This window comes from Constrictibacter sp. MBR-5 (assembly GCF_040549485.1).
Taxonomy (GTDB): Bacteria; Pseudomonadota; Alphaproteobacteria; order JAJUGE01; family JAJUGE01; genus Constrictibacter.
The window spans coordinates 196,947-217,879 of the sequence record NZ_JBEPTK010000005.1 but is presented as its reverse complement, the minus strand read 5'-3'; the positions used below and the strand labels follow the sequence as shown (position 1 = coordinate 217,879).

The 20,933-nt window shown below is 69.3% G+C and carries 20 protein-coding genes; 7 read left to right on the top strand and 13 right to left on the bottom strand.

Going from position 1 to position 20,933, the window contains the following annotated elements:
* The first annotated feature begins 89 nt into the window (after positions 1-89).
* Positions 90-416 (top strand): hypothetical protein, encoded by a 327-nt coding sequence (locus tag ABIE65_RS13260; RefSeq protein WP_354078256.1) that lies wholly within the window; start codon positions 90-92, stop codon positions 414-416.
* A 32-nt stretch (positions 417-448) separates the two neighbouring features.
* Here the strand turns inward: ABIE65_RS13260 and ABIE65_RS13255 are convergent, their stop codons facing one another.
* Genes ABIE65_RS13255 through ABIE65_RS13235 form a run of 5 tightly spaced genes read right to left on the bottom strand, consistent with a single transcriptional unit; the run spans position 449 to position 2,806 of the window.
* Positions 449-898, bottom strand: coding sequence for a periplasmic heavy metal sensor (locus ABIE65_RS13255; protein WP_354078255.1), 450 nt, complete (start codon positions 896-898; stop codon positions 449-451).
* On the bottom strand, positions 895-1,338 hold the full coding sequence (locus tag ABIE65_RS13250) for a hypothetical protein (RefSeq protein ID WP_354078254.1): 444 nt from the start codon (positions 1,336-1,338) through the stop codon (positions 895-897). Before ABIE65_RS13250 ends, ABIE65_RS13255 begins: the two co-directional genes overlap by 4 nt.
* Before the next feature lie 2 nt (positions 1,339-1,340).
* Positions 1,341-1,910 carry an RNA polymerase sigma factor gene (locus ABIE65_RS13245; protein ID WP_354078252.1) on the bottom strand — a complete coding sequence of 190 codons (570 nt, stop codon included), beginning with the start codon at positions 1,908-1,910 and terminating at the stop codon, positions 1,341-1,343.
* Between the two features lie 25 nt (positions 1,911-1,935).
* A complete protein-coding gene (locus ABIE65_RS13240; RefSeq protein ID WP_354078251.1) occupies positions 1,936-2,325 on the bottom strand; it encodes a hypothetical protein in 390 nt (129 codons plus the stop codon).
* Between the two features lie 31 nt (positions 2,326-2,356).
* On the bottom strand, positions 2,357-2,806 hold the full coding sequence (locus tag ABIE65_RS13235) for an EF-hand domain-containing protein (RefSeq protein ID WP_354078249.1): 450 nt from the start codon (positions 2,804-2,806) through the stop codon (positions 2,357-2,359).
* 195 nt (positions 2,807-3,001) lie between these two features.
* Here ABIE65_RS13235 and ABIE65_RS13230 point away from each other — a divergent pair, with 195 nt between their 5' ends.
* Positions 3,002-5,464: a circularly permuted type 2 ATP-grasp protein gene (locus ABIE65_RS13230; RefSeq protein WP_354078248.1), complete on the top strand. Its 2,463-nt coding sequence runs from the start codon at positions 3,002-3,004 to the stop codon at positions 5,462-5,464.
* Complete coding sequence (locus ABIE65_RS13225) at positions 5,461-6,348, top strand: transglutaminase family protein (RefSeq protein ID WP_354078246.1); 888 nt, start codon at positions 5,461-5,463, stop codon at positions 6,346-6,348. Before ABIE65_RS13230 ends, ABIE65_RS13225 begins: the two co-directional genes overlap by 4 nt.
* Here the strand turns inward: ABIE65_RS13225 and ABIE65_RS13220 are convergent.
* Positions 6,345-7,445 carry a DNA topoisomerase IB gene (locus tag ABIE65_RS13220; protein ID WP_354078245.1) on the bottom strand — a complete coding sequence of 367 codons (1,101 nt, stop codon included), beginning with the start codon at positions 7,443-7,445 and terminating at the stop codon, positions 6,345-6,347. The two genes, ABIE65_RS13225 and ABIE65_RS13220, sit on opposite strands and share 4 nt — an antisense overlap.
* A 98-nt stretch (positions 7,446-7,543) precedes the next feature.
* On the opposite strand from ABIE65_RS13220, the gene ABIE65_RS13215 reads away from it, so the two are divergent.
* On the top strand, positions 7,544-7,939 hold the full coding sequence (locus ABIE65_RS13215; protein WP_354078243.1) for a DUF4112 domain-containing protein: 396 nt from the start codon (positions 7,544-7,546) through the stop codon (positions 7,937-7,939).
* Between the two features lie 28 nt (positions 7,940-7,967).
* Here the strand turns inward: ABIE65_RS13215 and ABIE65_RS13210 are convergent, their stop codons facing one another.
* The gene (locus tag ABIE65_RS13210; RefSeq protein WP_354078242.1) at positions 7,968-9,704 is read right to left on the bottom strand and encodes a L,D-transpeptidase family protein; all 1,737 of its coding nucleotides are present in this window, start codon (positions 9,702-9,704) and stop codon (positions 7,968-7,970) included.
* A 125-nt stretch (positions 9,705-9,829) separates the two neighbouring features.
* On the opposite strand from ABIE65_RS13210, the gene ABIE65_RS13205 reads away from it, so the two are divergent.
* Entirely contained in the window at positions 9,830-11,194 is a 1,365-nt protein-coding gene (locus ABIE65_RS13205; protein ID WP_354078241.1) for a deoxyribodipyrimidine photo-lyase, read from the top strand.
* Between the two features lie 7 nt (positions 11,195-11,201).
* Here the strand turns inward: ABIE65_RS13205 and ABIE65_RS13200 are convergent, their stop codons facing one another.
* Together ABIE65_RS13200 and ABIE65_RS13195 are read right to left on the bottom strand one after the other, a co-directional pair.
* A complete protein-coding gene (locus ABIE65_RS13200; RefSeq protein ID WP_354078239.1) occupies positions 11,202-12,158 on the bottom strand; it encodes an NAD(P)-dependent oxidoreductase in 957 nt (318 codons plus the stop codon).
* A 59-nt stretch (positions 12,159-12,217) separates the two neighbouring features.
* Positions 12,218-13,381 (bottom strand): acyl-CoA dehydrogenase family protein, encoded by a 1,164-nt coding sequence (locus ABIE65_RS13195; protein WP_354078237.1) that lies wholly within the window; start codon positions 13,379-13,381, stop codon positions 12,218-12,220.
* Between the two features lie 227 nt (positions 13,382-13,608).
* Here ABIE65_RS13195 and ABIE65_RS13190 point away from each other — a divergent pair, with 227 nt between their 5' ends.
* The gene (locus ABIE65_RS13190; protein WP_354078236.1) at positions 13,609-14,466 is read left to right on the top strand and encodes a fumarylacetoacetate hydrolase family protein; all 858 of its coding nucleotides are present in this window, start codon (positions 13,609-13,611) and stop codon (positions 14,464-14,466) included.
* Positions 14,467-14,479: 13 nt separating this feature from the next.
* On the opposite strand, the gene ABIE65_RS13185 is transcribed toward ABIE65_RS13190, so the two are convergent.
* From ABIE65_RS13185 to ABIE65_RS13170, 4 genes are all read right to left on the bottom strand, one after another.
* Positions 14,480-15,757: a GGDEF domain-containing protein gene (locus ABIE65_RS13185; RefSeq protein WP_354078234.1), complete on the bottom strand. Its 1,278-nt coding sequence runs from the start codon at positions 15,755-15,757 to the stop codon at positions 14,480-14,482.
* Positions 15,754-16,830 (bottom strand): hypothetical protein, encoded by a 1,077-nt coding sequence (locus tag ABIE65_RS13180; protein WP_354078233.1) that lies wholly within the window; start codon positions 16,828-16,830, stop codon positions 15,754-15,756. The genes ABIE65_RS13185 and ABIE65_RS13180 overlap by 4 nt, the downstream gene beginning before the upstream one ends.
* A gap of 49 nt (positions 16,831-16,879) precedes the next feature.
* Positions 16,880-18,577, bottom strand: coding sequence for a thiamine pyrophosphate-binding protein (locus ABIE65_RS13175; protein WP_354078231.1), 1,698 nt, complete (start codon positions 18,575-18,577; stop codon positions 16,880-16,882).
* A gap of 272 nt (positions 18,578-18,849) precedes the next feature.
* The gene (locus ABIE65_RS13170; protein ID WP_354078229.1) at positions 18,850-19,506 is read right to left on the bottom strand and encodes a glutathione S-transferase family protein; all 657 of its coding nucleotides are present in this window, start codon (positions 19,504-19,506) and stop codon (positions 18,850-18,852) included.
* A gap of 156 nt (positions 19,507-19,662) precedes the next feature.
* Between ABIE65_RS13170 and ABIE65_RS13165 the strand changes: the two genes are divergently transcribed.
* The gene (locus ABIE65_RS13165; protein ID WP_354078227.1) at positions 19,663-20,880 is read left to right on the top strand and encodes a polyhydroxyalkanoate depolymerase; all 1,218 of its coding nucleotides are present in this window, start codon (positions 19,663-19,665) and stop codon (positions 20,878-20,880) included.
* Positions 20,881-20,933: the final 53 nt, after the last annotated feature.

Sequence of the window (20,933 nt, the reverse complement as noted above, 5' to 3'; positions counted from 1 at the left end):
TACATGACGGAGATGCGCGGCCGGCTGCGCATCTTCGTCGCCCGGGTCGCAGCGGCCCCGGCGTTCACGCGGCTGATCAGGATTCCCGCATGCAGTTCCAACGCGCCATCCTTCCTCTGACGCTCGCGGTCGCACTCGGCGTCGTCACGGCTCCGGGAGACCCGGCCGCGGCACAGGAACTCTGCAGTCGGCCCGTCCAGCCGCTCTGTTCGACGGACATGGTGACGGCCACCAGCGAGGCCGACCGGATGCGTTGCATCGAGGACGCCCGTCGGTTCCACGAGACGCTCGTCGAGTACCGCGACTGCCTGAAGAAGTCGGTGGCCGAAGCCGACGAGCTCGTGGATCAGGCCGCCGGGATCGTGGCGTGCATGGACGAGGGCCGGAAAGACTGCGGCGCCGAAACCGGCCGGTGATCCGGCGCCAGAGTCGACCCGCAGAGGTGCTATCAGAGCCCACTCCGGCGTCCACCCGGCGGTTGACTCCACCATTCGGCCCGGACATCCGGGGGCAACCGGCGGGCGGCATCCAGCAGTACCTCATGCAAGACGGCCTGGAGTTCGGCCGTCGCGGCGCGGAGGTCGGACATCGCTTCGGCGGTCGCTGCATCGTCCACCTGCGGCGCCGCGAGCAGGTCCGTCATCCTGCGGCGCGCCGACACGAGATCGCCGAACCGCGCGCGCAGATCCTCACGGTGATCGAGAAAGACGGCGCGCAGGACCGGCCGGGCCTCGGTCGGCACGGTGCGCAGGAAGCGCGTGATCGGCGCTTCGGGCGCTTCCCCTCCCCTGGCGAAGAGGCCGTGACCGAGAAGGGTCCCGGCCATGAACAGATTGCCGGCGAGCAGCAGGACGATCGCCGCCACGCCACCGACGACCCAGAAGCGGGCGATCCTCATCGGACGCGCTCCGAAGACAGCGCCAGCGCGAGGGACGGCTGGCCGTAGGCGAGCGCCGCGAGGTCGAGCGCACCGGGTGCGCCGGCATCCCGGCCAATCACCGCACCCAGGACCACCCCGCCGGCGAGGGAAACGACGGCGACGGCGGATCCGACGTACCAGACCGGGCGGCGCAGCGACCCCGCCTCGCGCGCAGGCGCGGAGCGACGTGGAAAGTCGCCGGGAATGGCGTGGAGCCGCACGTGCAGCGATGCGCTGTAGTCCAACGGCGCGAGCGCTTGCGCCAATCGCGCATCGAAGACCGCCGCCTCTTCCAAACGCGCTTGCGCCTCCGGGCTCCGCGCCAGAAGCCGGCGCGCCCGGAGCCGCGCCACGATGGGCCACCCGGCGAGACTCGGCCCGCGCGCGTCCAGCTGCTGCTCGAATTCGTCGATCCGCATGTTCAGAGCCCCTCCCCGGGCGCCAGTCCAGCCTTCGCCAATGCCTCGCGCAGCGACCGGCGCGCCCGCACGAGCAGCGATTCGACCGCCTTCACCGACAGGTCCATCGCGGCGGCCACCTCCGCGTTCGTCAATCCGCCGGAGTAGGTCAGCAGGATCGCGGTGCGCTGTGCGTCCGGCAGGCGGCACACCGCATCCCCGACGCGGACCCGGCGCTGCCGTGCCTCGGCATGCTCCGTCGGGGACGGTGCCTCGTCCGCGACTTCCGCGGCGTCGTCCAGCGGAACCCGGCTTGCGGCGCGGCGGTCGCGCATGTCGATCGCCCGGTTCACCGCCACGCGGTGCAGCCAGGTCCCGAAGCGTGCGCGGCCAGAGCGCCATCCGGCAGCCTTCCGCCACACGGTCAGGAACACCTCCTGCGTGACGTCCTCCGCCAGCGCCCGCGATCCGACGATGCCCGCGGCGACGGCCAGCACGCGCGACGCATGCCGGTCGACCAGCGCCCGGTACGCGTCCGCGTCGCCATCGCCGATTCTCGCGACGAGATCGTCGTCGGACGGAGACAGGTGCATCGCGCGGCCGCGCGGCTCGCCGAGGTCAGTCCGGCCACCAGGATCGCGTCACCGACCGGCTTCGGCCCCCGGGGCCGGTGATGTCCTTCCGACGGGTGACGCCGTCGGCCTCGTCGGCCGCCGTGCTGCGCGATACCGACGACGTCGCGCCGCCCGGACCGGTGCGGGTGACCGTGTTGTTCCCCAGCGTTCCCGTGCGGTCGTAGCTGCGGTCGTAGGTCCGGCCGGCCGGCGACGTGTAGGAGCGTGTCCGGTTCGCCGTATGCGCCGTAGGATCGCGGTCGACGCTGCGGCCGAACATGCCGCCGTTCGTCCCGGTGCGCGTCACCTGACGGCTTCCGGCTTCGGCGGCTGCGGCGAACGACATCGCCCCCACCAGGACGAGGGCTGCGGCGAGTATGCGATCGGCTTTCATGTCATGTCCTCGAGCTTGTCCGTTTTGGGGCTCAGCGCCGGCGAGCGGTTTCCGCGACCTGCCTGATCTCATCCGCCGTTAGGCGCCCGTCGCCGTTCCGGTCGGCGCGCTCGAACAGCGGCATCTCGCCGGAAAGAAACTCCGCCCGGGTCACCCGCCCATCCCTGTCGCCGTCCGCACGGTCGAAGGCGGCCCCGTCGCCGCCGGCGAGGCGCCGGCGCATCCGTTCGCGGCGCTGCTCGACCTCGGCGCGGGTCAGGACGCCGTCGCGGTCGGCATCGAGCCGGTCGAAGAGCTTGCCGCGTTGGGCCTGCATCTCCGCCCGGTCCACGATCCCATCGCCGTTCGCGTCGGCCCGCTCGAGCATCGCCGCACCCCGGCCCTGGGCCGGTGCCTGCGCCTGGGCGGCGAGGGGGATCGTCAAGCTTGCCACGATCGCGACAGAGGCCGTCCAGATGCGGCCGCGGGATCCGACATACATGGTCTCACTCCTTCGTCGGGACGGCGCCCCGCCGTCCACACGAAGCTTCAACGGCCGGACGGCCGGTTTCCCTGCGGCCGAAACGATTCGGAGGCGAAACGGAAACGATCCACCGTTCGAAGGAATGGCCATGTTCCCCGCGTGCGAATCTTGCGTAACATTCGCGCCCCCGCACGGGACGGTCCGGATCCAGATTTGAGCATCGGTTACGACGAGATGGCGGCTGGCAAGGGCGTTCTCAGAACGCACTGGCGGAGCCTGATCGGCACGATGGCGTCGCTGCCGCAGGGGGTGATGGCCGAGCGCGCGGCACGCGCACGCGCCCTGTTCGCCGAGGCGGACGAGTTCCTCTCCATCTACGGCCACGATGAGCAGCGGCCGTCCTGGAGCTTCGACCTGCTGCCGTTGATCATTCCGGAGCAGGAATGGGCCTCAATAGAGGCGGGCCTGACCCAGCGCGCCCGGCTGCTCGACCTCATTCTGCGCGATCTCTACGGTCCGCAGCGGCTGATCGCCGACGGGACGGTGCCGCCCGGGCTGGTGTTCAACAATCCGGAGTTCCTGCGGCCGGCGCGCCACCTGCTGCCGGAGGATCGGCCGCACTTGCACGTCTACGCGGCGGATCTCGTGCGCCTAGCCGACGGCCGCTGGCGCGTCTTCGCCGACCGCACCCAGACGCCGGGCGGCATCGGCTATGCGCTCCGTAACCGCTCGATCATGGCCCGCACCTTTCCCGAGGCCTTCCGTGCGGCACCCGTGCGCCGGCTACGGCCGTTCATCGACCTGTGGAAGGCGACGCTGCAGGGGCTCGGACAAGGCGACGCCGATCCCAGGATCGTCCTGCTGACCCCCGGCCCCTACAACCACGCCTATTTCGAGCACGTGCACCTGGCGCGGGAGATGGGCATCACGCTGGTGCAGGGTTCGGATCTGACCGTCCGCAGCGACGGCGTGTACCTGAAGACGCTCGACGGCCTCCTGCCGGTCCACGTGATCTATCGCCGGGTCGACGGCGGCTATTGCGATCCGCTGGAGTTGAAGGCCGATTCGGCGCTCGGGGTGGCCGGACTGCTCGGCGCGCTGCGCGCCGGCCATGCGGCGATGGTGAACCTGCCGGGCACGGCGCTGGTCGAGACGCCCGCCTTCGCGCCGTTCCTGCCGCAGCTGTCGCGGCTGCTGCTCGACCAGGAACTGGCCATGGCCTCCGTCCGGACATGGTGGTGCGGACAGGCCGTCGGGCGGGCGGCCTTCGACGCCGCGCCGGCGGATTTCGTCCTGCGGCCCACCTTCGGCACGGACCCCGAACCGCACACCGTCGCGGACATGAGCCAGCGCGACCGCACGGCGCTGCGTGCCAAGGTCGAGGCGGATCCCGAAGGCTGGGTCGCCCTCGAGCGCGTCCAACACAGCACCGTCCCGACCCTCGGACCCGACGGCATGGAGCCGCGTCCGCTGCTGCTGCGGGTCACGCTCATACGGCACGGCGAGCACTGGGCGGTCTTGCCGGGCGGTGCGGCGCGGACGGTGGACGGCGATGCCCTTCACCGCGGCTCGCTCCGACACGGCGGCGTCGCGAAGGACGTATGGGTGCTCACCGCCGAGGACGAGTATGCCTTCATCCCGGCACTGGCCCGGTCGGGAACGGCGTTCACGCGGCCGCCTGGCATCGTGCAGAGCCGCAGCGCCGACGACCTGTTCTGGCTGGGCCGGCAGGTCGAGCGCATCGACATCGGCGCCCGGCAGCTCCGCGCCGCGATCAATCGGCTGTCTGCGGGAACGCTTGGCCCGCGCGACATGGTCGAGTTGCACCAGCTGGCACGGGCGCTTCACACCGCCGGCTGGCTAAGCGCCACCGACGCCGCCTTCCCCGTCGACGGCCGGGGCTTCGCCGATGCCGTTCTGGCCGCGGCGGCGGGAAGCGCGATGCGCCACCGTGTCGACGCGACCCGCCAGATCGCCTTCGGCGTCCGCGACCGGCTTTCCGCGGACATGTGGCGCAGCCTGAACCACCTCAACACCGCGGTCCTCGGTAACCTCGAGTCCGCCGACGGGGACATGGATCGCCTCCTGGCGGGGCTCGACGACCTGATCCGGACGCTCGCCGCCTTCTCTGGACTGGCCGCGGAGAACATGACGCGCGGCGCGGCATGGCGCTTCCTCGACATCGGCCGGCGCATCGAGCGCGGGATCGGCATCGCCAGCGCCATCGAGGCCGTCCTCACCGGCACGCCGGCGCAGTCGGTCGTCGGGCTGCGCCTGGCGCTGGAACTCTGCGACTCGGTCATCACCTACCAGACCCGCTATCCGGCGGAGCCGCGGGCCGCCCCCGTGATCGATCTGGTCGTGACCGACGGTGCCAATCCGCGCGCGCTGATCTATCAGCTCGACCGGATCGTGGAGCACATCGCCGTCGTGACCGCCGAAGGGGCCACCGAGCACGTTGCAGCGACCGCCGTCCGCGACGCCGTCGGCACCTTTCCCATCGCCGGCATCGAAGCCGAGGACGACCGGGTGGAACTCGAACCGGTCATCGACATGCTGGACAAGGCGGCGGGCGGTCTCATGGAACTTTCGGACCTGCTGACGCGCACCTTCTTCTCGCATGTCGCGGCGACAGCCGATCGCGCGGCGACCCGGCAGAAGGTCGCGGCGCGATGACCGGCTACAGGATCCGTCATCGTACCCACTACGACTACGGCGCGACCGTCGACCTCAGCTACCACCTGCTGCGCCTCACCCCGCCGGATACGGATCGTCAGTCGCTGCTTGGCCGGCGGCTGGACATATCGCCCGCCCCGGCCGCCATCCGGACGATGCGCGACCATTTCGGCAACCGCGTCGAATGGATCACGCTGGAAGCCACCCACGAGGCGCTGACCGTCGAACAGGAAGTGACGGTCGAGGTGCGCGGCCACGGGATCGAGCCGAATGTCTCCACCCCCGCCTGGGAGGAGATACGCGCCTCGGTTTCCGGCGACGGTTTCCCGGCACAGCCGATCGAGGCCGAATATGCCTACACCTCCCCATACGCCGTGCCGGTGCCCTCGGTCGTCGCCTATGCGTCGATGTCGTTCCCCGCGGGCCGCACCATGCTGGAGGGCGTGCGCGACCTGACGGCGCGGATCCGACGGGATTTCACCTATGTTCCCGGTTCCACCGAACTGACCACACCCGTTGCTGCCGTGATGAAGGGGCGGCGCGGGGTCTGCCAGGATTTCGCGCATGTCATGATCGCCGGCCTTCGGGCGATCGGCCTGCCGGCGCGCTACGTCTCGGGCTATCTGCGGACCTATCCGCCTGCCGGTGGCGCAGAACTCCGCGGTGCCGATGCGACCCACGCGTGGGTTTCGGTTTGGTGCGGGCCCGACCTCGGCTGGGTCGAGACGGACCCGACGAACGACATGCTGGTCGAGGACGAGCACATCGTCCTGGCCTACGGGCGTGACTTCGGCGACATCAGCCCGTTGCGCGGCGTCATCCTCGGCGGCGGCGAGCACGAGCCGCGGGTCGAGGTGACCGTGACGCCGCTGCCGGAACCTTAACCGGCAGCGCGCATCTTGCCGGCCTCTTCCTGCAGGCGGGTCTGCAGGAAGGCGAGCACCGCCGCCTCCTCCCCCGAGAGCCCTTCGAGGCCTTCGGACAGGTCGCTCTCGACCTGGCGCTGGACCGATTCGAGCAGAGTCCCGTCCAGGTAGGCGTTCACGACCTCGGGATGGACGTAGCACTTCCGGCAGATCGCAACGGTGTTGCCCAGGCGCGCCGCGACGGTCTCGATGGCGCGGGTGACGTTGCGCTTGGCGGCGGCCTCGGTGTCGAAGGTCTCGAAGGCCTGCAGCGCCAGCGCGGCGAGCACCGTCCCGGCCCAGGTCCGGAAATCCTTCGCGGTGAAGTCCACGCCGCTGATCTCGCGCAGATAGGCGTTGACCTCGGCCGAACCGACCGAATGCCGGGATCCGTCGGCATCGAGATACTGGAAGAGCTCCTGCCCCGGCACGTCCTGGCAGGCCTTGACGATGCGCGCCAGGCGCCGGTCGCGCAGGGTCAGTTCCCGATGAATCCCGGACTTCGCGCGGAACCGGAACTGGATCTCCGAACCTTCGATCCGGGCGTGCCGGTCGCGCAGCGTCGTCAGGCCGAAACTCTTGTTGTCACGGGCATACTCGCGGTTGCCGACGCGGATCAGCGAGGTTTCGAGCAGGCGCACGACCGTCGCCAGGACCTTCTCGCGCGGCAGGCCGCGCCGCGACAAGTCGGCTGACACGCGTTCGCGGATGCCCGGCAGCGCCCGCGCGAACGCGACCATCCGATGATACTTCGTCTCGTCGCGCACCTCGCGCCAGCGCGGGTGATAGCGGTACTGCTTGCGGCCGCGCGCATCGCGGCCGGTCGCCTGAATGTGGCCGCGTGGGCTCGCGCACATCCAGACGTCGGTCCATGCGGGCGGCACGGCCAGCGCACGCAAGCGCTGCAGTAACGTCGCGTCGCGAATCGGCTTGCCGTCCGGATCGCGATAGCTGAAGCCCTTTCCGGCACGGCGGCGCGTGATGCCGGGCTGATCGTCGGCGACATAGACGAGCCCGGCATCGCGCGCCGCGGCAGGACCGTCCGTGGACGAGAGATCTATGGCTGTGGCGTTCATCGTGATCCCGGCCTGAGGGTGCGGCGGGAACACCCGGAGCCACCGCCGCGTTCCCTCCACGCTCCGCGTTCCCGCGGATCGAAGTCGAGGAGCGGCGAGTGGATCGGGACCCTTACGGCCAGAGCAGCGGCGGGCGGAGCCGCGCCGAGATCGCAGCGGAAGTCCGGCGCCTGGAACAGCTCGCCCGCGCGATGGATTCCCTGTTCGCCCTGCCCGGGACGTCGTTTCGCATCGGCCTGGACGGGATCATGGGGCTGATCCCGGGCATAGGCGACACGGCCGGTGCCGCCATCGCCCTCTATCTGGTCTATGCGGCGCACCGCCTCGGCGCACCGAAGTCTCTCATCGCCCGCATGCTCTGGAACGTCGGCATCGACACTGTCGCCGGCGCGGTGCCGGTGATCGGCGACGTATTCGACTTCGCCTGGAAAGCGAACCGCCGGAACATGGACCTGCTCCGGCGGCATCTTCGCGATCGGGGCCTGACAGACTAGCGGCCCTGGGGCCGCGGGGCGGCGACCCTCAGGACGAGCGCCCGCGGGTGCGCGCATCCAGCAAGTCGGCCAGCTTACGGTCGAGGCCGTAAACGTCGTTGCGGAACTGCACCGGACCATCTTCCGCCCAGGCCGTGATGTAGACCATGTGCACCGGCACCGGCGGGCGCACGTTCTGGAACCGCTCGCGCGAGCCGTTCATCTCGGCGCGGATGCGCTGCGCGTCCCATCCGCCCTGCGGGGCGAGCAGGAACTCGGCGAGCGCCACGGGGTCGCCCACCCGCACGCAGCCGTGGCTGAGGGCGCGCGCCGCCCGGCCGAAGTAGCGCTTGGACGGCGTGTCGTGCAGATAGATGCTGAAATCGTTGGTGAGCGAGAAGCGTACGCCGCCGAGTGCGCTCGACGGACCGGAATCCTGCCGGAAGGTGAAGTCGCCAGGACCGGCACTGTGCCAGTCGACCGTCCAGGGATCGACCTCCTCGCCGCGCCACAGCACGCGGATCTTATTGGCCGTCAGGTAGCCCGGGTCGCGGCGGACATGGGCAAGGGTCTCGTCGCGCACGATGTTGTAGGGGATCGTCCAGGTCGGCGCGAACTTCAGATTGACGATCTCGTCGCTGAAGACCGGGGTCTCCCAGTCGGCCTGACCCGTGACCACGGGCATGCGCAACCGTTCGACGCCATTCTCGAAGGCCGTCAGTTCCGCCGCCGGAATGTTGACGATTACGTGCCGCGCGCCACGCTGCGCCGGAAGCCAGCGGAGGCGTTCCAGCCCCAGGTCGATCTGGCGCAGACGGTCTGCCGGCGTCTTGTCCAGGGCACGCCGGGTGGCCGGCCCGACGACGCCGTCCACTGCGAGGCCATGGCGCCGCTGGAAGGCCTGAACACCCTGCTCCAGGGATTCGCCGAAATAGAGGAGATCCTCGTCCCCGCTGACGGAGGCGCCCGTCTCGGCAGAGGCCAGCAGGAACTGGGGCTGGCGCCACTGGCCGCCGTCACGCGGCGCGTGTCCGACCATCGACGGCGCCGACGGGAGATCGCCGAAGATCGCGAGTTGGCGTCGTACCACCCCGACGGCCGGATCGGTATCGCCCGGCCGAAGCGTCGGGCCATCCCCCAGCAACGGATAGGACGCGTCGGCCGCCAGTTCGGCGTATCGCGCCCGTTCGCGGCGAAGTGCCGCATAACGCGCGTCGGGCGGCCCCGCCCGATCGAGATAGTCGGCGATGCGACCACCTGCGACCGCGGTAGCAGCCTCGACGGCGAACGCCGAGCGCGGATGGAACCATACTTTCCAACCGGCGAGGCTCGGCTTGATCCGTCCGTTCGACGCGTGGTCGAGGAAGCGCAGCATGGCGACAGTCAGCGCGATGTCGTCCCGCGCAGCACCCGCACGTGACGGCGCCGCCGCCAACATGTTGTTCAGCGCGTCGGACGCATAGTCCGCTGCGTCCAGCCCGTGCGTGCCGGCGTCGCGCAGGCGACGCACCACGCGGTGGGCGTCCTCCGTCCAGCCGGACTGGCCCTGCCAAGCGGGGCGATATCCGAGCGCACGATAGAACGCGTCGAGCAATCGTACGTCCCGCAAGCCGGTGCCGACGCCCGGCTCGCGGAGAAGAGTGCCGATCGCCGTCGTCGCCGCGCCGCCGATCGTCGCCGGAGCCGCAAACGTCTCCGCCGCCGTGGCGGCAGCGGGGCCGGGCACCCATGCCGCACCGGGCGCCGCCAGCGCGCACATCAGGACCGCTCGTCCCAGGAAACGCATGATACCCTCGTAACTCCGGAGTCATTGTCTCAAAACCCAACGCGCCCATCCTATCAGGGTTCCCAGACGGATGGGTGAAGCCCGGCGCGCGTCGCGGCGCCTCACACGGAGTTGATGCCTGCACGATGCCGGACAGCAACAGGATTTACGCCCTCAACGACCGACCGTCGCGTGACGGCCGTTACATCCTCTACTGGATGCAGCGGGCGCAGCGCGCGCGGTTCAACCATGCGTTGGAGCATGCGATCCGACGGGCGAACGACGCGTCGCTGCCGTTGCTGGCCTGCTTCGGGCTGTACGAGGCCTATCCCGAGGCGAACGAGCGACACTTCGCCTTCATGCTGGACGGACTGAAGGAAACCCGCGACGCCCTCGCCGAAAGAGGCATACGGCTGGTCGTGCGCCGCGGCGCGCCGGATGCGGTGGCGATCGAACTGGCGCGGGATGCGGCGGCCGTCGTCACGGATGCCGGGCATCTTCGTCACGAACGCGCCTGGCGCACCCGGGTCGCCGATGCCTTTGCCGGCCCGGTCGAGGAAGTCGACGGCGACGCCGTCGTACCGGTCGCCCTCGCCTCGCAAAAGCCCGAGCACGCCGCGCGCACCATCCGCCCGAAGATCCTCCGGCTGCGGGACGACATGATTGCCGGCATGCGGCACGGCCGCCCGAACCATGGATCGCTTGACCTGAAGGTCGCGGACGGCGTCTCGCTCGACGATCCCGCGGCGCTTCTCGCGTCGCTCGACCTCGACCGCTCGGTGAAGCCGAACCGGCGCTTCGCCGCAGGCACCGCCGAAGCGGTGCGCCGCCTGAAGCGCTTCATCGACGACCGAATCACCGGCTATGCCGACGAACGCAACGATCCCGCCCACGTCCAGGGATCGACCCTCAGCCCCTATCTCCATTTCGGGCAGATCTCGCCGGTCGAGATCGCCTGGCGGGTCGTCGAAGCCGGCGAGGGCCGCGCGGCGGATCGGGATGTGCTGCTGGAGGAACTGATCGTTCGCCGCGAACTCGCGCTGAACCACGTCCGCTACCGCAACGACTACGACCGCTACGAGGTGCTGCCCGACTGGGCCAAGGCGACGCTCGCCGAACATGCCGCCGATCGGCGCGAGCACACCTACGGCCGCGAGCAGCTCGAGGCCGGTGAGACGCACGACCCCTACTGGAACGCGGCGATGCGCGAGATGCGCGTCACCGGCTTCATGCACAACTACATGCGCATGTACTGGGGCAAGAAGATCCTGGAATGGACGCCGAGCCCGCAGGACGCCTTCACCACGGCCCTTGCCATCAACAACCGCTACTTCCTCGACGGCCGCGACGCGGCGTCCTTCGCCAACGTCGCGTGGTGCTTCGGCCTGCACGACCGCGCGTGGCCGGAACGACCCATCTTCGGCAAGGTCCGCTACATGAACGACGCCGGCCTGCGCCGGAAGTTCGACATCGACCGCTACGTGGCCTGGACGAAGACGCTGGAGGAATAGGCCGGCGTCAGCTCCGCTTCGGATCGTCCTTCGCGGGCGGGTCGCGGCGGAGGGCTTCGTCGATGCGCTCCTGGGGGACCTCGATGTGGACGCCGGCGCGCTCCTGCTGGAGGAGCATGGCGACGCGCGAATCGCGCTCGCCCCAGCCGCGGTTCATCGCCTCGGTCATCTCCTCCAGGGCGAGGTTGGCCATGCGCATCGGCACCCCGAGTTCGCGGCCGAGGGTGGTGGCGAGGGTGACGTCCTTGTGGGCGAGCCGCAGCGCGAAGGCCGGCGGATCGTACTTGTTGGGCAGGAACTGGTCGACCAGGCCGTCGAAGCTGCGCCGGCGGCCGCCGGCGCCGCTGCGCACGGCCTCCCACAGCGCGAGCGGCTCAACGCCGCCCTTCACGCCCATGGTGAAGACCTCGGCATAGACCGCCTGCACGGCATAGCCGGCGCAATTGTGCACGAGCTTGGCAACCGAACCGGCGCCGATCGGTCCGACATAGCGGGCCTGGTCGCCGATCGCGTCGAGCACCGCCTTGTGGCGGTCGAACACGGCCTGGTCGCCGCCGACCCACAGCGCCAGCTTGCCCGACGCCGCACCGCGCGGGCCGCCGCTGACCGGGGCGTCCATCATGTGCGCCCCCTTCTCGGCCAGCAGGCCGTGCAGCTTGCGCACCATCGTCGGCGAATTGGTGGTGAGGTCAAACCAGGCGGCATCCGGCCGGATGCCGGCGAGCACGCCGTCTGCGCGGGTCGCCACGTCCTCGACCTCCTTCGGGCCGGGCAGCGAGGAGAAGAGCACGTCGACCGCCGCCGCGACTTCCTGCGGCGAGCCCGCCCAGGTGGCACCCGCCGCCACGTGGCGATCGGCCGAAGCGCGCCGCAGATCGTGCACGACCAGATCGTATCCGCCCTTCTGGAGGTTGGCCGCCATGCTGGCGCCCATGGTGCCCAGTCCGATGAAGCCTATGCGCATGCGTTCCTCCTGTTGGCGGGTCTGCGCCCGCTACTGTCTTCCAGCAATCCGAAACGCAATCAGCGCAGCCCGAGGCCGCGCGCGATGATGCCGCGCAGCACTTCGCGCGTTCCGCCCTGGATGGTCAGCTTCGGCGCGATCATCGTCGTGTAGCGCATGATGTGGTCGAAATCGGTGGAATTGTCGCCCGCCACCGCACCCTGCGTCGGCGCCAGCAGCCGCACCTTCTGCGGCAGCGCCTGCTCCCAGTTGGTGCCGACGTCCTTCACGACCGCCGCCTCCACGACCGGCGACTTGCCGGCGTGCAGCATGCCCGCGACCGAGACGGACATGCGCCGCAGCGTCTTCAGGTGCGCGACCTCCCTGCCGATGCCCGCGGCGACGCGATCGTCCGGCGCATTGCCGGCAGCCGCGACGAGGCCGCGCAGGGCACCGATCGTCTCCAGGAACCGCTCCGGCCCGCTGCGCTCGTAGGCGAGTTCGTCGGTGGCCTGCTTCCACGCCATGTCGACCTCGCCGACCAGATGATCGTCCGGCACGAACACGTCGTCGAACACGACCTCGTTGAAGTCGTGCAGGCCGGCGAGGTTGACGATCGGCCGGACCATGATGCCCGGCGATTTCAGGTCGATGACGAACTGCGTCAGGCCGTGCCGGCGGTTCTCCCCGGTCGGCGGCGACGTGCGCAGCAGCGCGATCATGTAATGGGCGCGGTGCGCGTTGCTGGTCCAGATCTTGCGGCCGTTCACCAGCCAGCCGCCGTCGGTCTTCGTCGCCTTGGTCGACGCGGCGAACAGGTCGGAGCCGGAGTTGGGCTCCGACAGGCCGATACAGAAGAAGCACTCGCCGCGCAGGATCTGCGGGATCAGCGTCCGCTTCACCGCCTCGCTGCCGTATTTCAGCAGCACCGGGCCGCTCTGCCGGTCGACCGTCCAGTGCGCGCGGACCGGTGCGTCGGCGGCCAGCATCTCCTCGGTCATCACGTAGCGTTCGAGGAAGCTGCGCCCGCCGCCGCCATACTCCTTCGGCCAGGTCATGCCGATCCAGCCCTTGGCCGCGACCTTGCGGCTGAAGGCCGGATTGTACTTGCTGTCCATGTCGCCGCTGCCGGGGACGAAGCTGCCGGCCTCGATCTCGTCGCGCAAAAAGGCCCGCACCTCCTGGCGCAGCCGCTCGGCTTCGGGGGGCAGCGTGATCGAATCGAACTGGAAGCTGTGGCCCATCGGCGCGCGTCTCCACGAAAAGGCGGTCCATCCTTGATCGCGCGGCCCGTGCCGCGCGTCAAGCGGCCCACCGTGATTTGACCGGACAGATTGGCGACCGCTTCCGAGCCGCAGTTCGGACACCGCCCTGCCGGCTGTACAAGTTTCGCGGCGGCGCCCTACAGTGCCTGCCGTAGTCGCCGGAGGCCCGGCGCCGAACACCGAAAAGATGATCTGAGGGGAAAGCGATGAAACTCCTGCGCTACGGCCCGGCCGGGGCCGAAAAGCCCGGCATGCTCGACAGTGCGGGAACGATCCGCGATCTCTCCGCGATCATCGCCGACCTCACGCCCGCGGCGATCGGGTCGGACGGGCTGGATCGCCTGCGCGAGATCGATCCGGCGACGCTGCCGAAGGTGGACGGTGCGCCACGGATGGGCGTACCGCTCGCCGGCATCGGGAAGATCGTGGCGATCGGGCTGAACTACAGCGACCACGCGGCCGAGACGGGCAACCCGATCCCGAAGGAGCCGATCGTCTTCATGAAGGCTACCAGTTCTCTGACCGGCCCCTCCGGCCCGGTCGTCATCCCGAAAAAATCGCAGAAGCTGGACTGGGAGGTCGAGCTCGGCGTGGTGATCGGGCGGACGACCCAGTACGTCACAGAGGCCGACGCCCTGAGCTACGTCGCCGGCTATGTCCTCGCCAACGACATTTCCGAACGCGAATGGCAGATCGAGCGCGGCGGCCAGTGGACCAAGGGCAAGAGCGGCGACACCTTTTGTCCGCTCGGCCCCTGGCTCGTCACCGCGGACGAGGTGAAAGATCCGCAGAAGCTCTCGCTGTTCCTCGACGTCAACGGCGAGCGCCGCCAGACCGGCACGACCGACAAGATGATCTTCGGGGTGGCGCACATCATCAGCTACCTGAGCCAAATGATGACGCTGCAGCCCGGCGACGTGATCGTCACGGGAACGCCGCCGGGCGTCGGCGCAGGGCACAAGCCGCCGATCTTCCTGAAGCCCGGCGACGAGATGCATCTGGGGATCGAGGGCCTGGGCGAGCAGCGCTGCCCCGTGGTCGCCTGGGAAGACCGCCCGCGGTAGAGCCAGCGGAAAGTCAGGCCGCGATCACCCGGTCGCGGCCTGAACGTTTCGCCTCCAGGAGCGCTTCGTCGGCCTTTTTCACCAGCGCCTGTGGATCGCCCTCGGCCTGAGGCACGACGGTAGCCGTGCCGATGGAGATCGTCACAGGCAGGCCGGCGGCTGCATCACCGGCGAACTGGGCCTCCAGGACGCACGATCGCATCAGTTCGGCGACCCGAGCCGCCTGATCGCCGTTCGCTTCCGGCAACAGCACGACGAACTCGTCGCCGCCGAACCGCGCGACCAGGTCGCCCGCCCGCCGCGCCGAAGCCTGGAGACAGCCGGCGATGCGCTTCAGGACATCGTCTCCGGCGATGTGGCCCAGCGTGTCGTTGATCCGTTTGAAGCGGTCGACATCGACCATCAGGATGGACAGGGAGCGGCCGGTTCGCGCCGCGCGCCGCCACTCCTCGGCGAGCCGCCGGTCGAATACCCGGCGGTTGCCGAGTTCCGTCAGCGGGTCGACTCCGGCCGCGTGCTCGAGCGTATCCACAAGACCCGACATGCGCGCTGCCGTGTGCACGTCGTCCGCGACCAGCGCCGGAACCAGCGCCGCGGATCCCAGGAGCCCGAAAGCCACGACCGCGATGCTGTAACCTTCCGTCACCTCCAGCGTGAGCCCGCACAACCCGGCCACCAGCGCGACACAGAGCCAGCGCTGTTCGCCACGTCGGCCGCGGGTGGCGATCGCGACCATGGCGAGTGCCGACGCCACGGCCAGCCAAGTGCCCACACTCCCGGGCGCGATGCCGAAGTTGGCCGTCACCCAGATCGCCGCGGCACCGAGCACCACCGCGAGTGCGGCAACGAGGAGGAGAAGGGAACGGCCGATTGTCCGATCCGCCGCATCCGACAGCGGCAGGAGCGCCGCGGAGGCGGCGAAAGCGGCGAAGCCGACATGCCGCCACATCAGGAGACCCCGGTGGCTATCGAGCGCTGCGACACCGTCGCTGGAGAGCGATACGCCCACCGCCGCCGCCGTCGACAGTACGCCCGCAAAGAGGAAAGCGCCGCCGACGAGCGCCAGGGACGCCCCCTCGGCGCGCGACGCGCGCGCGATCAGCAGCACGGCGGTCAACAACTCGAAACCGGCACCGACGCCGGTGACCGTCGCCGCGACGCCCATCGTCCCGAACAATCCATGGCCACCGGCAGCGAGGCTGATCGCCAGTGCCGCGAGCAGGGCGGCGACGGTCCATGCCGCGGCACGGACATCGTGCGTATCGGACGGAAAGTGGGACGGAGCGGTCACCGGAGAAGATCCAGGATCATGTCCGCCGCCTCGCCCGCTCCGGTCGCGTCGACCGGCGTGGGCGACGGCACCGCGAGAAGCCCTTGGAGCGCCCCGACGAAACGGCCGTCGCGCAGCGATTCCAGATCGATCCCGGCAGACGCCGCATGGCGTTCCATCCAAGCGGAGACATAGGGAGTCTCCGGCCAGTCCGGCCGCGGCACGTAGAGCATGGGCTTGCCGTGGCACGCTGCCTCCACCGGCAGGCTGTAGCCCAGCTTGCCGACGACGGCGTCGACGCTCGCCATGACGTCGATCGCCGGCATCCCGGCATCGGCGAGGCGCATCATGTCGCGACGTCCGGGCGCGTCGCCCCCCTGCACGACCCAGCGAAAGCCGGGGGTAACCGGCCAGTCGCCATAGCCCGCCTGCCACGGGAGGCCACCCACGGCGACCATCACCAGGCGATCACCGGGGGCCGCGCCGCACCTGCTCGCCAGTTCCGCCCGGCGGTCGACGCCACGCGCGGCGCAGGGGCCGACAGGTCGTACCGTCTCCAGCCACGGCATCGGCATGCCCGGCGCAGGCACGATGAAGATGCTCGCGGACGCATATGCCTCTCGGATCTGCGCGATTACGCTACCGGCCTCCGGCCGCCCGCCGAGATAGTGTGCGTAAATGTCCGCCCAGTTGAGGGAGCAGAAGCCCACGGCCGGGATTCCGTGCCGGGCCGCCGCGGCCAGCGGCAGGTATGGAACGTCGGACAGCACGAGGCGCGGCGAGATCGCCCGTAGCGAATCGGCGGCAGCCGCCACGCGTTCGTCCCAGTCCGCGTGGAACGCGCGGTAAGCGGCGGCACTCGCTTCCACATCGACCTCGAACGCGGAACGGTTGACCAGTCCGATGTCGGACGCGGCCGGCACGAGGTCGAATGGCCCGCGGATCACATCGTCCAGGAATTCCCGCGGCAGCGTCGTCTGAACGGTCAGCCCAAGGTTGGGACGGCGTTCGCGCAGGGCGCGAACGACCGCCCCCGCCTGTGTGGCGTGGCCGTATCCGTGCGCCGTGATCGCGAGAAACACATCGCAGACCATCAGGAACGACCGTTCCCAGGCCTCCTCGCCTCCGGTCGGTAATGCCTCGTCACGATCCCTTTGCGGCAGCGGCGCGCGATGCCGCTTCCATCTTGCTCAGCGTCGTCGTGGTGCTGATGACGTCCGGGTCCATCCGGAGTTCGATGATCGCCGGCCGGCCGGAGGCGATGGCCCGGTCGAGCGCCGGGGCGAACTCCTCGGTCTTCGACACCGTCTCGCCGTGGCCGCCATAGGCACGGATCAGCGCCGCGAAGTCGGGGTTGACCAGTTCAATGGCGATCGGGCGTCCGGGATGGTGCCGCGCCTGATGTGCGCGGATGGTGCCGTACATGCCGTTGTTGAAGACCAGCATGATCGGCTTCGCGCCGTACTGGCCGGCGGTCGCCAGCTCCGACGGTGCCATCATGAAGCCGCCGTCGCCGACGAAGCCCAGGACGAGCTTGTCCTTGAAGGTGAGTGCGGCCGAACAGGCGGCGGGGACCGAGTAACCCATCGCCCCACTCGTCGGACCGGCGAAGCGCACCTTGCGGTCGTATCTCAGGAAGCGCATCGGCCAGCCGGAAAAGTTGCCGGCATCGACGGTGACGACGCCGCCATCGGCCGCGAGGCGCTTGCGCACCTCCTTCATGCAGACGCCGAGATCCAGAGTGCCGCCATATTCCGGAATGGTCGTCCACGCCTCGTAGTCGGCGCGGCGGGCCTCGGTCCAGGCGCTGCGCCGCGCCGCATCGACGGGCGCCAGCGCCTTCGCCGCGGCCGCGAACTGCGCCATCCCGGACTGGATGGCCAGCGTCGGCTGGAACACCCGGCCGAGTTCGTCCGAGTCGGCGTGAACGTGGACCAGCCGGCGCCCGGTGTCCGGAATCGACATCAGGGTGTAGCCCTGGGTGGTGATCTCACCCAGCCGCGCGCCGACGACCACCAGCAGGTCGGAGGACTTGAACGCCTCGATGATCTTCGGATTGGATCCGGTGCTGAGGTCGCCGCAGAAGTTCTTGTGGTTGTTGTCAAAGATGTCGAGGCGGCGGAACGAGCACAGGGTCGGAATGTCGTTCGCCTCGGCAAACGCCACGATGTCGGCCGCGGCCGCATCGCTCCAGCCGCCACCGCCGACGAGCATCAGCGGTCGCTCGGCCTCCGCCAGCATGCCGCGCAGGGTTTCGAGGTCCGCCGGGCCCGGATTGGCGCGCACCGTCTGATAGCGCGCCGCATCGGCGACGGCGACGTGATCGCGCAGCATGTCCTCCGGCAGCGCCAGGACGACGGGGCCCGGGCGGCCCGACGTGGCGGTGTGGAAGGCGCGGGCGAGATATTCCGGGATCCGGTCCGCCGTCTCGATCTGCGCCACCCACTTCGCGACCTGCCCGAACATCCGCCGGTAGTCGATCTCCTGGAAGGCCTCGCGGTCCATCTGGTCGCGCGCCACCTGGCCGACGAGCATGACCATCGGCGTCGAATCCTGGAACGCGGTGTGGCAGCCGATCGCCGCATGGCAGGCGCCGGGACCGCGGGTGACCATGACGACGCCCGGCTTGCCGGTCAGCTTGCCGTAGGCCTCGGCCATATTGGCGGCACCGCCTTCCTGCCGGCAGGTCACGAGACGGATGCGGTCACGATAGTCGTAGAGCGCGTCGAGCAGTTCGAGATAGCTCTCCCCCGCCACGCAATAGGCCAGTTCGACGCCGTGGGCGTAGAGTGCATCGGCGAGAACCTGTCCGCCGCTTCGGGTATTGGGCGTCTGGGGCATGTTCGCTCTCCGTGAGGCCGCAGCCGGGTGGGGCAGTTAAGTCGCGGCCTCAACGGGTGTCAACGACGCAGCCCGCGGATATATGAGCCCTTCCGCCGGGCCGGCGGAACCAAGATCCGTCCTCGGCATTCCAATGGCTGCGCACCGCGCAGGCGAGGGCCCGACGGGGACGGTTAATCCTTCGTCCATCCGCACGCGTCATGCTGATGGCAGGAGAGGATCAGACCATGTCGCAGGCCCGGCCGGAACCTCCCGCCGCAAATGCTCCCGCTTCAGAACTCGATCTCGAGTTCCTCGACCTCGTCCGGTTCCGCACGGGCCGCATCGAGCCACTCGGCCATGGCGGGCATGGCGATGATCCGGTCGCGGTAGCCGGCGCACACCTGGTCGAGCTTCACGTCGTAGGTCACGAACCGGCTGCACACCGGGGCATACATGGCGTCGGCCATTGTCGGCGCGTCGCCGAACAGGAAGGGCCCACGATACGCCGAGAGGCATTCCTTCCAGATGGTCACGACCCGCTCGATATCCGCCTGCGCGCCCGCCCAGACCCTGAAGCCCGGATGATGGGCCTTGATGTTCATGGACAGTGCCGAGCGGAGGTTGCTGAACCCGCCAGCCATCTCGCCGCTGATCGAGCGGCAGTGCGCGCGCGCCGCCTTCTCGGCGGGAAGCAGGCCGGCCTTCGGGAACGTCTCGTGCAGATATTCGGCGATGGCCAGCGCACCCCAGACCGAAACCCCGTCGTGCGTCAGCTTCGGCACCAGGAAGGACGGCGACAGATGCAGGAGTTCGGCACGGGTGCTCGGGTCGCTGATGGGCATCACCTGTTCGGCCACGTCCAGGCCCGCCATCCTGCACAGCAGCCAGCCGCGGAGGGACCAGGAAGAGTAGTTCTTGCTGCTGATCGTCAGCGTGGGCTTCGCCATCGGCCTCTTTTCCTCGTATCGGTCGCTGGAACGGTTTCGCGTGAACATCTCGCACTGCAGCAAGAAATGCTCTAGCCTTTCATGTCACACGCTCAGTCTTCTGCTCCGCCCACCCTCCTTGCATCCCCCTCTGCAATAAACAGGCCGGCCGGAAACATGCTCTACTCAGCCTATCAGGCGCACGCCGATGTCATGGACCCCGTTCGCGCGTTGGCGGGCGTCACGAGTTCGGCGCTGCGGCGCACGGCGGACCTGATGCCCTGCAACCCGTTCCTGCGCAGCTTCGTCGCACTGAACGATATGGTGGCGCGTTCGCGCCTGACCCACCACAGGCCGTCGTTCGGGATCAGCAGCGTCAAGGTCGGCAACCGCGAGGTGGCGGTGAAGGAGCGGGCGGCGTTCGCGACACCTTTCGGCACACTGCTGCACTTCCAGAAGGATATCGATGCGACACAACCACGCGTTCTGCTGGTCGCCCCGATGTCCGGGCACTTCGCGACGCTGCTGCGCGCAACCGTAGAGACGCTGCTGCCGGAGCACGACGTCTACATCACCGACTGGCACAACGCGCGGGACGTACCCCTCTCCGCCGGACGGTTCGGCCTGGACGAGTATGTCGACCATGTCGTCCGCTTCCTGGAAGAGATCGGCCCCGGCGGGCACATCATCGCGGTCTGCCAGCCGTGCGTGCAGGCGCTGGCAGCCGTCTCCGTCATGTCGGAGGACAAGAACCCCGCGACGCCGCGCAGCATGACGCTCATGGCCGGGCCGATCGACACGCGCGTTTCGCCGACCAAGGTGAACGAACTGTCGACGTCGCATCCGATCGAGTGGTTCGAACGCAACCTCATCACCCGCGTCCCGCCGCGCTATCGCGGCGGCGGCCGGAGGGTCTACCCGGGCTTTCTGCAGGTCAGCGCGTTCCTGGGGATGAACCTGAGCCGCCACGTGCGCGCGCACCTCGACCTCTTCGACAGCCTGGCGACCGGCGACAGCGCCAAGGCGAACGTCACGAAGACCTTCTACGACGAATACTTCGCCGTGCTCGACCTGCCCGCCGAGTTCTACCTGGAGACCGTGAAGGACGTGTTTCAGCGTCATCTCCTGCCGAAGGGCGAACTGACGTGGCACGGCCGCAAGGTCGATCCCTCGGCCATTCGCAGGACCGCCATGCTGACTGTGGAAGGCGAGCGCGACGACATCTGCGCGCCCGGCCAGACCCTCGCCGCCCACGATCTCTGCTCGCGCCTGCCGCCCTTCAAGAAGGGACATCACCTGCAGCCGAGCGTCGGTCACTACGGCGTCTTCAGCGGCCGGCGCTGGAACAACGAGGTCTATCCCCTCGTGCGCAACCTGATCCTCTCCAACGACTGAGGCCGTTTTCGGGCGGCCGTTGCGCCCCCCGGCTGGGCGGGCCTTAATCCCAC

Coding starts and splice junctions, on each gene's coding strand:
- ABIE65_RS13225 (WP_354078246.1), top strand. CDS start 5,461: ATGACCGGCTACAGGATCCGTCATCGTACCCACTACGACTACGGCGCG.
- ABIE65_RS13210 (WP_354078242.1), bottom strand. CDS start 9,704: ATGCGTTTCCTGGGACGAGCGGTCCTGATGTGCGCGCTGGCGGCGCCC.
- ABIE65_RS13250 (WP_354078254.1), bottom strand. CDS start 1,338: ATGCGGATCGACGAATTCGAGCAGCAGCTGGACGCGCGCGGGCCGAGT.
- ABIE65_RS13245 (WP_354078252.1), bottom strand. CDS start 1,910: ATGCACCTGTCTCCGTCCGACGACGATCTCGTCGCGAGAATCGGCGAT.
- ABIE65_RS13255 (WP_354078255.1), bottom strand. CDS start 898: ATGAGGATCGCCCGCTTCTGGGTCGTCGGTGGCGTGGCGGCGATCGTC.
- ABIE65_RS13170 (WP_354078229.1), bottom strand. CDS start 19,506: ATGGCGAAGCCCACGCTGACGATCAGCAGCAAGAACTACTCTTCCTGG.
- ABIE65_RS13175 (WP_354078231.1), bottom strand. CDS start 18,577: ATGCCCCAGACGCCCAATACCCGAAGCGGCGGACAGGTTCTCGCCGAT.
- ABIE65_RS13165 (WP_354078227.1), top strand. CDS start 19,663: ATGCTCTACTCAGCCTATCAGGCGCACGCCGATGTCATGGACCCCGTT.
- ABIE65_RS13205 (WP_354078241.1), top strand. CDS start 9,830: ATGCCGGACAGCAACAGGATTTACGCCCTCAACGACCGACCGTCGCGT.
- ABIE65_RS13235 (WP_354078249.1), bottom strand. CDS start 2,806: ATGTATGTCGGATCCCGCGGCCGCATCTGGACGGCCTCTGTCGCGATC.
- ABIE65_RS13240 (WP_354078251.1), bottom strand. CDS start 2,325: ATGAAAGCCGATCGCATACTCGCCGCAGCCCTCGTCCTGGTGGGGGCG.
- ABIE65_RS13260 (WP_354078256.1), top strand. CDS start 90: ATGCAGTTCCAACGCGCCATCCTTCCTCTGACGCTCGCGGTCGCACTC.
- ABIE65_RS13190 (WP_354078236.1), top strand. CDS start 13,609: ATGAAACTCCTGCGCTACGGCCCGGCCGGGGCCGAAAAGCCCGGCATG.
- ABIE65_RS13200 (WP_354078239.1), bottom strand. CDS start 12,158: ATGCGCATAGGCTTCATCGGACTGGGCACCATGGGCGCCAGCATGGCG.
- ABIE65_RS13220 (WP_354078245.1), bottom strand. CDS start 7,445: ATGAACGCCACAGCCATAGATCTCTCGTCCACGGACGGTCCTGCCGCG.
- ABIE65_RS13180 (WP_354078233.1), bottom strand. CDS start 16,830: ATGGTCTGCGATGTGTTTCTCGCGATCACGGCGCACGGATACGGCCAC.
- ABIE65_RS13195 (WP_354078237.1), bottom strand. CDS start 13,381: ATGGGCCACAGCTTCCAGTTCGATTCGATCACGCTGCCCCCCGAAGCC.